The sequence below is a fragment of the Shewanella oneidensis MR-1 genome (assembly GCF_000146165.2).
GTDB lineage: Bacteria > Pseudomonadota > Gammaproteobacteria > Enterobacterales > Shewanellaceae > Shewanella > Shewanella oneidensis.
In genome coordinates, this window is record NC_004347.2 from 1,042,091 (window position 1) to 1,055,362 (window position 13,272).

Genomic DNA, 13,272 nt, shown 5'->3' on the forward strand with positions numbered 1-13,272 from the left:
TTTTGTTTCTTTATCCTCTCGGTAGATCTCCACCCGTTTTCTTTAGGTGAAAAGAGATCATGGAAATTAGTCATTTTGCCGACTCCGGTTGGTCAGTGCTTCCCCCTTTGTTAGCCGTCGCCTTGGCGATCATCACTCGCCGCGTACTGTTATCCCTTGGCGTAGGGATTGTGGCCGGCAGTTTGTTACTCAATCAGTTTTCTCCCTTTGATTCATTGCACTATATGTTCAATACCGTGCTGAGGATTTTTTGGGTCGATGGCGCACTTAATCGCGACAATATCAATATGTTGCTGTTTATGTTGCTGCTCGGTGGGCTGATTAGTTTGATGAGCGTCTCTGGCGCCACCCGCGCCTTTGCCGAATGGGCGGCCAAGCGCGCTAAAACTCGCCGCGGCGCTAAGGGCTTAACTGGCATCATGGTGTTTGCATTTTTTATCGATGATTTTTTCCACAGCTTATCGGTGGGGGCGATTTGCCGCCCGGTGACCGACCGCTTTCAAATCTCCCGCGCCAAACTGGCCTATCTTTTAGATTCCACCGCCGCGCCCGTGTGTGTGCTGATGCCTATCTCCTCTTGGGGCGCCTATATTATCGCCCTCGTTGGCGGCATTATGGCGGCCCACGGCATCACAGACCAAAGCCCCATCTCCGCCTTTGTGGAGATGATCCCGATGAACCTTTACGCAGTGTTTACCCTGCTGATGGTGCTGGTGGTGATTGCCTTTCAGCTCGATATCGGCTCGATGCGCTGGCATGAAGAGCGTGCTTTGCAGGGCAAATTGTGGGATGAATCTAAAGGCCGGCCGATTGGCTTAGATATGGAAAGCCCAGAGGATAGCAACGGCGGCATGATTGACATGGTGCTGCCCATCTTCACCCTAACCGCCGCTACGGTTTACTTTATGATTGACTCGGGCGCCGCGGTGCTTAGCGCGCAAGGGCTGCCCTTTAGTGTGCTTGGCTCCTTTGAAAACACTAACGTAGGCTCATCGTTAGTGTATGGCGCTCTATGCAGCTTAGGGGTATCGATTGCCTTGGCGCTGCGCCTAAAACTTGGCGCAAAAAACTGGATCAAAGCCGCGCCCCAAGGCGTAATGGCGATGCTGCCAGCCATCAATATTCTGCTGTTTGCCTGGGCGATTGGCGCCGTAGTGCGCGATGTTGAAACCGGTAAATACCTAGCCTCCCTTGCCAATGGTAACTTGCCAATTGAAGTGTTGCCTGCAGTGGTGTTTGTGTTGTCCTGCGCCATGGCATTTGCTACTGGCACCAGTTGGGGCACCTTTGGCATTATGCTACCCCTTGCTGGCGATATGGCCGCCGCAAGTGATATCAGTTTAATGCTACCAATGCTTGCCGCAGTGCTCGCCGGCTCAGTGTTTGGTGATCACAGCTCGCCGATTTCGAGCACTAGTATTTTGTCGGCAACCGGCGCAGGTTGCCATCATATCGACCATGTGATGACCCAGCTGCCCTACGCCCTTGCCATGGCCTTTGGCGCCGCCTTAGGCTACTTGGCCATGGGCTTTATGCATTCGACCTTAGCGGGTGTATGCGTTAGCGCCCTGTGGTTTATCCTGTTTAGCGCCTATCACCTGCAAAAGGCTAAAACCCGCCAAGCGCTTGCGAGCGCCTAAGGCCCGGGTGAGTTTCTTACAAAGCCGTTAAATAGCGCTCATTAAAAAAGCCGTGTGGTTAACCACTCGGCTTTTTGTTAGGTGTCTTTTTATCTGTGCTTTTAAAGGGCTCTTGTTACAAGCCCATAGGATTAGCCTAGCAAGGCTTATTTAACCTGAACTAGGGATAAGAAATGTTGAACTAATAGCCCTCCAAGTGATCGGATCTTTCGACCAAGAAAAGCCCCATCACACCGGAGGGCTTTTGCATAAATGAGTGGAAGTGTTTTGCGATGTCGATGATTTTTGCGCTGTTTTTATTCCAGAATGGGAAAAAACGCTGTTAACCGATGGCACACGCAAGCGTCAACGTGCTGGCCGTATGACGATGAGCGAAGTGATGACCATCATCATACTTTTTCAGATGTCTCATCACCGTGATTTCAAGAACTTTTACATTGGCTACTTGGCTCATTTCTATAAATCCGCTTTTCCCAACTTACTCAGCTATACCCGCTTTCTTGAGGTGATGCCGACAGCGTTAGTGCCGCTTTGCAGTGACTTTACCTGTCTCAAAAGTGAACCCACTGGCACTGAATTTGTTGATTCAACCCGCATCAAAGTGTGTCATAACCTACGTATTCATCGCCATAAAACCTTGGCGGGGCTGGCGTGCAGAGGTAAAGGCACCATGGGGTGGTTCTATGGCTTTAAGCTGCATTTGATTGTGAATCATCAAGGCGGAATAGTGGCGGCCAAAGTGACCCCAGCGAATGTACATGACACAAAACCGATGAATGAGATGGTGCGCAGTGATATGGATAAACTCTATGCAGATAAAGGGTTTATCAGTAAAGCGCTGTCCAGTGAATTGCAGGAAAAAGGCGTCACACTGGTAACAAATGTGCGTAAGAATATGAAAGAAAAGGTAATGTCGTTATGGGATAGAGCAATGTTGTCGAGACGTTTCATCATAGAAACCATCAACGACCAGTTAAAAAATATCTCTCAAATAGAGCACTCTAGACACCGCAGCGGGCATGGTTTTATGCTCAATATGATTGCGGGGCTCATCGCCTATCAATTGAAAGACAATAAGCCACAATTGAACATCACTAGCGCGGAGTTTAATGCTATTGCAGTTATGGCTCGTTAAACCGATCTCAGGTTAATTAATTGTCTGTGTGGTTTTGCGTGTATTTTGAGTATCGCAAAGGGTTGTATATATGTCGCTCATATATTGCCCATATTTAGCCAAGCGCGAATATGCCGATGGATGATTATCTGCAGGTGGGATTTATAAATAAGATTTTCTAAACAGGCATTTTTTGAAAAGTCATCCTCTATATAAAAGAGGCTTGAGTTTAGGCTCAGCTAAAGAGTGTTTAACTGAGCCGGATAAGTGTTTGTTGAACTAGATTGGTTTTGAATTGAACCAAATAGTTTTTGAACTCATCGAGAAGGATAAACCCCGTCGTCAACGGTGACGTAAACTGAGTTTATCCTAATCGATTGCCACCGCTCCCTCAAGGCCATCAAGATGATGGGCAGAAGGGCACTGTAACATCGCGTTACTGCAACACCACGTGCTGGAAACCCTGCACCAGAGTGATGACCGGCTGGGGATAGAGTCCCAGCAACACCACCAGCGCGGCAGAGAGCAGTACTACCACGCCACCGGAGGAGAGTGCCCAGTCGGCGCTGGCATCCCGCTGCTGCATGCCCGGTTCGCGCAGATAGAGGGTCACCATCACCTTGAGGTAGTAGTAGAGACCCAGGGCGCTGCCGAGCACGATGGCACCGGAGAGCCACCAGAGCTGTGCCTCGACGGTGACGCCGATGAGGTAGAACTTGCCGATAAAGCCGAGCGTCATCGGAATACCGGCCAGAGAGAGCATCATCACCGTCAGCACGGCGGTGAGGTAAGGACGCTTCCAGAACAGGCCGCGATAGCTGTGCAGGGAGTCTGCATCCTTGCCGCGATAGGGGCTCGACATCATGCTCACCACGCCAAAGGCACCCAGACTGGTGAAGAGATACATCAGCAGATAGACCCCGGCCGCTTCCACCGGCATCTGGCCGATGCGGCTCGCCACGATCACCGCCAGCAGATAACCAAAGTGGGAGATGGAGGAGTAGCCCAGCATCCGTTTGACGTTGGTCTGCACCAGTGCCAGCAGGTTGCCGACGAGGATGGAGATGACCGCCATAGCAGCCAGCAGCCAGTGGATCATGGGATCGCTCGCCGCCGGGACCGCCAGATAGAAGCGCAGCAACACGGCAAAGACCGCCACCTTGCTGACGGTGGCGAGGAAGGTGGCGACCGGTGCCGGGGCACCTTCATAGACATCCGGGGTCCAGAGGTGGAAGGGGGCCAGCGACAATTTAAAGGCAAAGCCGACCAGCATTAACCCCAAACCGCCCATCAGCAGTGGGTGGTGAGCCGGGCTCTCGGCCAGGGTCTGCCCCAGGGCGGCAAAGCTCAGGCTGCCTGCCTGTGCATAGAGCAGCGCCATGCCAAACAGCAGGAAGGCGGTGGCGGCGGCAGAAAGCACCATGTATTTCACCGCGGCTTCCAGCGAGTGGCGCTCGCGGTAGGCGTAGCCCACCAGACCGAACATCGGCAGGGTCAGCATCTCGATCCCGATAAACAGGGAGGCGAGGTGGCGGGAGCAAGCTAGCACCAGACCACCGGCTGTGGCGATCAACAGCAGCAGGAAGAACTCCTCCCTGTTGTCCGGGTAGGCTTTCAGCCAGGACTGACCGAAGGTACAGGTGGCCAGAGCGCCGATCAGAACCAGTCCCATGTAGAAGACGGCGTAACTGTCCACTTGCAGCAGCGGGGTGACCCCCTGATCCCCCTGCGCCATCACGATGGGCAGCGAGAACAGTGCCATGTTGAGGCCAACAATGGTCACGGTAAAGGCGGTGGTGACACAGCGGCGCCAGGCGATGGCCAGCATCAGGGCCGCCATGGCCCCGGTGGTCAGCAGCAGGGGAAGCAGTGCCAGCAGTTGGGAAGCGGAGAAAGTCATTGCAGGGCTCCAGCAGTCGGCAGCAGATACCAGTGCAGCACGTTGATGAGGCTGCTGCTGGCGGTATCAATCACGGGTTGGGGATAGAGGCCAAGCAGTACCAAGAGACCTGCAATCACCATCATCATGGTCAGCTCGCGGCGATCCAGTCCCTTGAGCACACTATCATCCTTGGCGGGGCCAAAGCAGGCGCGCTGCAACATGATGAGGGAGTAGACCGAGGCCAGTACCAGACCGAAGGTGGCGACCGCCGTGATAACCGGGGCCACCTGGAAGCTGCCGACCAGGATCAGGAACTCGCCGACGAAGTTGCCGGTGCCCGGCATGCCGAGCGAGGCCACCGAGAAGAACAGCATCACGCCAGGCAGATAGCGCAGGCGTCCCCACAGGCCGCCCATCTGGCGCAAGTCGCGGGTGTGCAGCCGCTCGTAGAGCTGACCACACAGGATAAAGAGACCGGCAGCGGAGAGACCGTGGGCGATCATCTGCACCACGGCGCCCTGCAGGGCCACTTCGCTACCCGAGTAGATGGCGATCATCACAAAGCCCATGTGGGAGATGCTGGTATAGGCCACCAGCCGTTTGATGTCGGTCTGGCCGAACGCCACTATGGCGCCATAGATGATACCGATCAGGCCCAGCACCATGGCGTAGGGGGCAAATTCGGCCGAGGCTTCGGGGAACAGCGGCAGGGCAAAGCGCAGCAGACCGTAGGCGGCGGTTTTCAGCAAAATACCGGCCAAGTCCACCGAGCCTGCGGTCGGTGCCTGACTGTGGGCATCCGGCAGCCAGCCGTGCAGCGGCACCAGCGGCATCTTGACCGCGAAGGCGATGAAGAAGCCCAGCATCAGCAACCACTCAACGCTGTTGCTCATCGGGGTGTTGAGCAGGTCCAGATAGTTGAAGGTGTAGACACCGGTGGCATGCTGGTGGGTCAGCACCAGCCCGATGATGGCTACCAGCATGATCAGGCCACTCACCTGGGTGTAGATAAAGAACTTGGTCGCGGCGTTGATCCGTGATTTGCCGTCAGTGACCGAGTGGCCCCACAGCGCAATCAGGAAGTACATGGGGACCAGCATCATCTCCCAGAAGAAAAAGAAGAGGAACAGGTCCAGCGCCATGAAGACGCCGAGCACCCCGCCCAGGATCCACAGCAGGTTGAGGTGGAAGAAGCCGATGCGCTGCACGATCTCTTTCCACGAACAGAGGATGGCCAGCACCCCGATAAAGCAGGTGAGGATCACCATCAGCAGCGACAAGCCATCCACCGCCAGATGCAAAGAGATGCCAAAGCGGGGGATCCACGGCAGGCGCCACTCGGCGGCCCAGGCGGAGGCGGCACCGGTGACGCCAGCGCTGTCGAGACCGGTCGTGGCAAGCGAGAAGTCACTGCCGAGCCAGATGGCGCAGGAGAGCAGCAGGCTGGCGCTCATGGAGATGAGGGCTACCCAGCGGACAAACTGCCCGCCGAGACGCTCCATCTGCCAGCAGAGCAAGCCGCCGATAAAAGGAATTAGCAAGATCCAGAGTAAGGTCACGGTATCAGCTCTCGTTCAAGTTCATATAAGATTGCTCGCCCTGTGCAATCAGGGCGGGCAAACAGCCTAGCGCTGGGAAGGTCCGATGGTTCATCGTGTTATCCCAGTAGTAACAGAGCAAGCACCAGCACGGCGCCGATCCCAATGGAGGCTGCATACCAGCGCAGATTGCCGGTTACCGTCCAGGCCAGCAGCTGGTTGCCACGCAGGGCAAGCCAGGCGGGCAAGCCCATCATCCAGTCCAGCGGATCCTGCCCGACCAGACGGGTCGCCAGCAGATAGGGTTTGACCCACAGCTGGTCATAGAGCCAGTCAAAGCCCCAGGCGTTGAACCAGAGGGTGCTGAGCAGACGGCCCGGTGCGCTGTTGGCAATGGAGGTGGCCAGACGGCGCTCACCGAGGAACAGAAACGCGGCCAGCGCGATTCCAGCAATGGCGATGATGCCGGAGGTGATTTCCAGGGCATGACGACCCTCTTCGATATGATCCCCCGGGCCTGCGGGCAGCACACCTGCCAGTGGCGGGGTGATCAGCGCCCCGATGCCGGTGGAGAGCACCAGCAACACCAGCAGCGGCAGGTGGTGAGCCAGACCGTGGCCCGCATGGGCTTTGGTCTGCTCTTTGCCATGGAAGGCGATAAAGATCAGCCGGAAGGTATAGAGCGAGGTGAGGAATGCCCCCGCCAGACCGGCCCACAGCAGCGCGCTTTGGCCCGAGGCCTCTACTTGCCACAGGATGGCGTCCTTACTGTAGAAACCGGAAGTGACCAGCGGCAGCGCGGCTAGCGCCGAGCCACCCACCAGGAAGCAGGCATAGACCAGCGGCAGGCTCTTGCGCAGGCCACCCATCTTGAAGATGTTCTGCTCGTGGTGGCAGGCGACGATGACGGCACCGGCGGAGAGGAACAGCAGCGCCTTGAAGAAGGCGTGGGTCATCAGGTGGAAGATGGCCCCTTCCCATGCGCCGACACCCAGTGCCAGGAACATGTAGCCAATCTGGCTCATGGTGGAGTAGGCGAGGATCCGCTTGATATCGGTCTGAACCAGCGCAGCAAAGCCTGCCAGCACTAGCGTGATGGCGCCAACCAGACCGACCAGATGCAGCACCTCAGGCGCCAGCAGGAACAGGCCGTGGGTACGGGCAATCAGGTAGACACCGGCGGTCACCATAGTGGCGGCGTGGATCAGTGCAGAGACCGGGGTCGGGCCAGCCATTGCATCCGCCAGCCAGGTTTGCAGCGGCAACTGGGCCGATTTTCCGACCGCACCACCCAGCAGCATCAGGCAGGCCAGCGACAGGGCAGGGGAGCCCTCGGCAAACAGGGTGGGCGCCCGCACCAGCAGTTCGTGGATATTAAGGGTGCCCAGTTCCTGGTAGAGGATAAACAGGCCGATGGCGAGGAACACATCGCCCACCCGGGTCACGATAAAGGCCTTGAGGGCCGCCGCGCCGTTGTTGCGATCCTTGTAGTAGAAGCCGATCAGCAGGTAGCTGCACAGTCCCACCCCTTCCCAGCCGAGGTAGACAAACAGCAGGTCATCGGCCAGCACCAGAAACAGCATGCTGGCGATAAAGAGGTTGGTGTAGGTGAAGAAGCGGGAGTAACCCTCTTCCCCGCGCATATACCAGGAGGCAAACAGGTGGATGAAGAAACCGACCCCGGTCACTACCCCCAGCATGGTCAGCGACAGGCCATCCAGTGCCAGCGAGAAGCTCGGGGTAAAGTTGCCCACCACCATCCATTGCCACAGGTGCTGGATATAGACGCCCCCCTCGGGCGGGTTGGCCAGAAAGTCCATGCCGACCCACAGGGTGGTGAGGGCCGACAGGCCAATGGAGCCCACCCCGATCAGTGCCGAGGTACGCTCGCCAAACCGGCCGAGGGAGAAGGCCAGCACCAGCCATCCCAGCAGCGGAAATAGAAAAGTCAGATATAAGAGGCTCATCCGCGCATCTCGCTCACAGTGTCCACGTTCAGGGTGTGGTAACGACGATAGAGCAGCAGTAACAGGGCGAGGCCGATACTGGCCTCTGCTGCCGCCAGAGAAATCACCAAGATGTACATGATCTGGCCATCGGCCTGGGCCCAGCGGCTACCCGCCACTACAAACGCCAGTGCCGAGGCATTCATCATGATCTCGATACTCATCAGGATGTAGAGCAGGTTGCGGCGGATCAGTAGACCGCACAACCCGATACAAAAGAGCGCCGCGGCCAGCAGTAGGCCGTGCTCCATTGGGATCCCTGTCATTGCTGACCTCCTTCCTGTCCAGAGTGGGATGCTGAGCGCGGGACGCTGAGCACTTCACCACTCTTGTCCTCCCGGCCCAGATGATAGGCGGTCACCATACCCGCGAGCAGCAGGATGGAGGCAAGCTCTACCGCCAGCACATAGGGGCCAAAGAGCTCGATACCGACCTGCTTAGCGCTCACCTCAGTGAGCCCTATTTGGCCGCCAGTCACGCCCAAAATGCCGTGGGCCAAAAAGCCCAGCAGCGTTAGCGACAGTAGCCCAGGGCCCACCCAAGTCATGGGGGTCAGCCAGTTTTTTTCCTGCGCTTGGTCCGAGCCTAAGTTGAGCATCATCACCACGAACACGAACAGCACCATGATGGCGCCGGCGTAGACAATCACCTGCAGGGCGCCCGCAAAGGCGGCGCCCAGGCAGAAAAAGATCATGGCCACGGCGATGAGGGAGATGATGAGATTGAGCAGCGCATGCATTGGGTTGCTGGTGCTTATCACCCGCAGCGTGCTGTAAACGGCCACTAGGGCCGAGGCATAAAATGCCAGTTCCATGATTGACTCCTCAGGGCAAAAGGCTCTTAACATCGATGGGTTTGGCTTCGTTCTCGGCATCCCCTTTCGGCTTGCCGTCGATGGCCATCCCGCTCATGCGATAGAAGTTGTAGTCCGGGTATTTGCCGGGGCCGCTGATCAGCAGATCTTCCTTCTCGTACACCAGATCCTGGCGGCGATACTCGCCCATCTCGAAATCCGGCGTCAGCTGGATGGCGGTGGTGGGGCAAGCCTCTTCACACAGGCCGCAGAAGATGCAGCGAGAAAAGTTGATGCGAAAGAACTCCGGATACCAGCGGCCATCGTCCCGCTCGGACTTTTGCAGCGAGATGCAGCCGACTGGGCAGGCAACTGCACAGAGGTTACAGGCCACGCAGCGCTCGTCGCCGTCGGGGTCGCGGGTCAGTACGATGCGCCCGCGGTAGCGGGGTGCGGCATAAACCGCCTCTTCTGGATAGTTGAGGGTTTCGCGCGGGTGCCAAGCATGGGAAAACACCATGCTCAGGCTGCGTAACTGGGTGCCGACACCCTGGATAATGCGTAAAATTTTCATCTTATGTCTCACTGCACATTCATCAGCACCACCGCCGCGGTGATCAACATATTGATCAGGGTCAGCGGCAAGCAGACTTTCCAGCCAAAGGACATCACCTGGTCAAAGCGCGGGCGAGGCAGAGATGCCCGCAGCAGAATGAAGAACACCATAAAACAGGCGGTCTTCAGGGCAAACCAGAAGAAGGGCGGCAACCAGGGGCCATGCCAGCCACCAAAGAAGAGGGTCACGATGAGAGAAGAGATCAGCACGATGCCGATGTACTCGCCCACGAAGAAGAGCCCCCATTTCATGCCCGCGTACTCGATGTGATAACCGTCCGCGAGCTCCTGCTCGGCTTCCGGCTGGTCAAACGGGTGACGGTGGGTGACGGCAACGCCGGCAAACAAGAAGGTGATAAAGCCCAAGAACTGCGGCACCACGTTCCATAGACCTGCCTGGGCCTCGACGATATCCCGCAGGTTGAAGCTGCCGGTTTGGATCACGATCCCCATCAAGGAGAGACCGAGAAACACCTCGTAGGAGAGGGTCTGGGCCGAGGCGCGCAAGCTGCCGAGCAGGGAGTATTTGTTGTTGCTCGACCAACCGGCGAACAGCACCGCATAGACCGCGAGCCCCGCGATGGCCAGGATGTACAGCAGCCCCACGTTGAGATCCGCCACGCCCCAGGTGGGGGTGATGGGCACTACCGCAAACGCCAGAATAAAGGCGGTAAAGGCGATAATAGGGGCCAAGATAAAGATTCGGCGATCGGCAAATGGCGGGATCCAATCCTCTTTAAAGAACATCTTGATCATATCGGCGAGCAGTTGAAACAGGCCAAACGGACCCACTCGGTTGGGGCCGTGGCGGTCTTGCCACAGGGCCAGCAAACGGCGCTCGATGAAGCTCATGAAGGCGCCAGCCCCCACGATGCCAACGAGCACTATCAATGCCTTACCGATTTCTAGCAACAGTTCAGTTAGGGAGTCGCTCATGCAATTGCCTCCTGCAGGTTAGCAAGATACGCCTGATGCAGGGCCGTTGGTAGGCCACTGACCCCAAGGGGCAGACCCACTAAACCTTGACTGAGCTTCTTGCTTAGGCGCAGGGGCAGGCGCCAGTGATTGCCACCCCACGAGAAGGCGACAAGGCCGCCCTCGACCAGCGCAAAGCGCGCGGCATCATGTGGGTTCAGTACCAGCATAGGTTCGCTCATCCGCGCTTGGATCACCGGGCTTCTGGCCGAGAGCTCCTCGCCGCCAAACAGCTGGGCATAGTTGACCACCTGCAGGGCATCGGCTGTCTTAAAGGGCGCGGGGATGGCGCTAAACCAGTCGAGGGTATCTGCTGTGGCTTCCAGCAGACGGCGGCCGGGATCGCCCGCACGCAGATGACCACCGACTTCATCCTGGAACTTGTTCCAAGCCGACGGTGAGTTCCAGCCCGGCGCCCAGGCAAAGGGCACCTGCGGCATGTCTTGGCGGGATCCAGCGTAGCCTTCCATGGAGAAGTTAAAGGGCGAGTCGGGATCTTGCGCGACCCGTGGCTCGCTGACGTTCTGGTTGGCGAGCATGGAGGTGCGACCGCTGTAACGGTGCGGCTCACGGGCCAGACGCATGCCGCGAATACGCAGGCCGGCGTTGGGAGCGGCTTCTAGCATAGTGGCGAGCAGCGGGACGCTTGCCGCGCACGCATGGCTTATTTCATCAAAGGTTTGCCAGCGCAGCGGCTTGTGCTCAAGGGTGCCTTGTAGCGCCGCCAGCCAGCGCCAGCCTTCACGCACCTGAATGTCGGCGTTGTAGAAGGCGGGCGCATAAACCTGGAAGAAGCGCTGGGCGCGCCCTTCCATATTGACTAGCGTGCCATCGGTTTCGGCAAAGCTGGCGGCAGGCAGCACTAAATCGGCTTTTTGCGCGGTTGATGTCGCCTGATGGTCGATGACCAGCAGGTGCTGCAGCCGTGCCAGCGCAGCATCCACGCGGTTGCGCGCGGCGCGGCGGTAGAGATCGTTCTCGACCGTCACCAGCGCCAGCCCCTCTTCGGCTTCGATACGCTCAAGGGCAGCTTCCAAGGGTTGGCTGGTGCTTGCGAGCATCGCAAGTCCTAGGGAGTTGGCCTCCTGGCCTACCAGCGCGATGCTTGCCTCTAAGCCTCGGCCTTTTAGGGCGCGGGCAATGTTGCTGGCAGCTTCAATCAAGGCCATGCTGCGGGCACTAGAACCTGCAATGATGAGCGGCTTTTTGGCGTTGCCCAGCAGCTCGGCCCAGCGAGCCGCTTGTGCTTGCTGCTCGGCGCCGAGATCGGTCACGGCCGGTGCGGCCGGGTCGAGCAGGTTGGCGATGGCAAAGCCAAGGCGCGCCTGATCAGCATAGGGCGCGTGCAGCTTGTCTTCTACCACATCGTCAAGACGGGTGGTGTCGAGACTGGTGATGAGCAGCGGGTAGCGCTGGTTTTGCCCTAAGGTTTGCACTGCGGCCACTTGCCACAGATCCACCTTCATCTTACGGGCCAGCTCGCGCGCCTTACCCTTAACGGCTTGGCGCAGGGACAGGGCAATACGGGCGGCGCTCATGGTGACATCTTCACCGAGCACTAAAATGGCATCGGCCTCTTCCATGTCGCGCAGGCTCGGGGTTGGCACGCCGCCATGCTGTAAAATGTGCAGCATCTGCTGCTGGCATTGCCATTCGGCCTGCTCAACGCCAACATAAAAGTTGTTCGCGCCCACCAGCTCGCGCAGGGCAAAGTTACTCTCCAGCGAGGCGCGCGGCGAGCCGATACCTATCACGCCCTTGGCATTACGCAGGGCATCTGCTGCGCGGTTAAGGGCGCCATCGACCGTGATCGCCAGTTGCTCGTTGCCATTTTTAAGCTGCGGCTGGCGCGGACGGTCAGGGAGATTGACATAGCCATAACCAAAGCGGCCGCGGTCACAGAGGAAGTAGTGGTTGACGCTGCCGTGGAAACGGTTTTCGATGCGGCGCAGCTCGCCATAACGCTCGCCCGGGCTGATGTTACAGCCCACGGAGCATTGCTGGCAGATGCTGGGGGCAAACTGCATGTCCCACTTGCGGTTATAGCGCTCGGAGTGGGTCTTGTCGGTGAAAACCCCTGTGGGGCAGACTTCCACTAGGTTGCCAGAAAACTCGCTCTCGAGCGTGCCATCCTCAACTCGGCCAAAATAGACGTTGTCGTGGGCACCGTAAACCCCGAGATCCTCGCCGCCAGCGTAATCCTTGTAGTAACGGACGCAGCGATAGCAAGCGATACAGCGGTTCATCTCGTGATTGATGAAGGGGCCGAGATCCTGATTTTGGTGGGTGCGCTTAGTAAAGCGGTAGCGACGGCTGTTGTGGCCGGTCATTACCGTCATGTCCTGCAGGTGGCAGGCGCCGCCTTCTTCACACACTGGGCAGTCGTGGGGGTGATTGGTCATCTGCCACTCTACCACGCACTTGCGAAACTCTTTGGCCTCTTCATCTTCGATGGAGATATAAGTGCCATCGGTAGAGGGGGTCATGCAAGACATGACCAGCCGGCCGCGTTTGTCATCGGCATTTTGATACTGTTTAACCGCACATTGGCGGCAGGCGCCGACGCTACCGAGCGCCGGATGCCAGCAAAAATAGGGGACGTCCAGACCAAGGGACAGACAGGCTTGCAGCAGGTTATCCGCCCCGTCTACCTCGTACTCTTTACCGTCTACATAAATGGTTGCCATACAACTTCCCTGAAACCTGTGT

10 protein-coding genes are annotated in these 13,272 nt (G+C 57.8%); 2 read left to right on the plus strand and 8 right to left on the minus strand.

The features are described from left to right. Positions 1–59 precede the first annotated feature (59 nt). Both SO_RS04700 and SO_RS04705 read left to right on the plus strand, forming a co-directional pair. A complete protein-coding gene (locus SO_RS04700) occupies positions 60–1,640 on the plus strand; it encodes a Na+/H+ antiporter NhaC family protein (protein ID WP_011071272.1) in 1,581 nt (526 codons plus the stop codon). A gap of 256 nt (positions 1,641–1,896) precedes the next feature. Next, positions 1,897–2,775 (plus strand): IS982-like element ISSod20 family transposase, encoded by an 879-nt coding sequence (locus tag SO_RS04705; protein WP_011071273.1) that lies wholly within the window; start codon positions 1,897–1,899, stop codon positions 2,773–2,775. 415 nt (positions 2,776–3,190) lie between these two features. Here the strand turns inward: SO_RS04705 and nuoN are convergent, their stop codons facing one another. The 8 genes from nuoN to nuoG all read right to left on the minus strand — a co-directional run bounded on the left by nuoN (position 3,191) and on the right by nuoG (position 13,250). Beyond that, positions 3,191–4,654, minus strand: coding sequence for an NADH-quinone oxidoreductase subunit NuoN (gene nuoN, locus SO_RS04710; protein ID WP_011071274.1), 1,464 nt, complete (start codon positions 4,652–4,654; stop codon positions 3,191–3,193). Beyond that, positions 4,651–6,195: an NADH-quinone oxidoreductase subunit M gene (gene nuoM / locus SO_RS04715; protein ID WP_011071275.1), complete on the minus strand. Its 1,545-nt coding sequence runs from the start codon at positions 6,193–6,195 to the stop codon at positions 4,651–4,653. The genes nuoN and nuoM overlap by 4 nt, the downstream gene beginning before the upstream one ends. A gap of 98 nt (positions 6,196–6,293) precedes the next feature. Beyond that, complete coding sequence (gene nuoL, locus SO_RS04720; RefSeq protein WP_011071276.1) at positions 6,294–8,141, minus strand: NADH-quinone oxidoreductase subunit L; 1,848 nt, start codon at positions 8,139–8,141, stop codon at positions 6,294–6,296. Further along, the gene (gene nuoK / locus SO_RS04725) at positions 8,138–8,446 is read right to left on the minus strand and encodes an NADH-quinone oxidoreductase subunit NuoK (protein WP_011071277.1); all 309 of its coding nucleotides are present in this window, start codon (positions 8,444–8,446) and stop codon (positions 8,138–8,140) included. Before nuoK ends, nuoL begins: the two co-directional genes overlap by 4 nt. Further along, the gene (gene nuoJ, locus SO_RS04730; RefSeq protein ID WP_011071278.1) at positions 8,443–8,994 is read right to left on the minus strand and encodes an NADH-quinone oxidoreductase subunit J; all 552 of its coding nucleotides are present in this window, start codon (positions 8,992–8,994) and stop codon (positions 8,443–8,445) included. The genes nuoK and nuoJ overlap by 4 nt, the downstream gene beginning before the upstream one ends. Positions 8,995–9,004: 10 nt before the next feature. Then, positions 9,005–9,547, minus strand: coding sequence for an NADH-quinone oxidoreductase subunit NuoI (nuoI, locus tag SO_RS04735; RefSeq protein ID WP_011071279.1), 543 nt, complete (start codon positions 9,545–9,547; stop codon positions 9,005–9,007). Between the two features lie 8 nt (positions 9,548–9,555). Beyond that, complete coding sequence (gene nuoH, locus SO_RS04740; RefSeq protein WP_011071280.1) at positions 9,556–10,524, minus strand: NADH-quinone oxidoreductase subunit NuoH; 969 nt, start codon at positions 10,522–10,524, stop codon at positions 9,556–9,558. Beyond that, the gene (gene nuoG / locus SO_RS04745; protein ID WP_011071281.1) at positions 10,521–13,250 is read right to left on the minus strand and encodes an NADH-quinone oxidoreductase subunit NuoG; all 2,730 of its coding nucleotides are present in this window, start codon (positions 13,248–13,250) and stop codon (positions 10,521–10,523) included. The genes nuoH and nuoG overlap by 4 nt, the downstream gene beginning before the upstream one ends. Positions 13,251–13,272 lie beyond the last annotated feature (22 nt).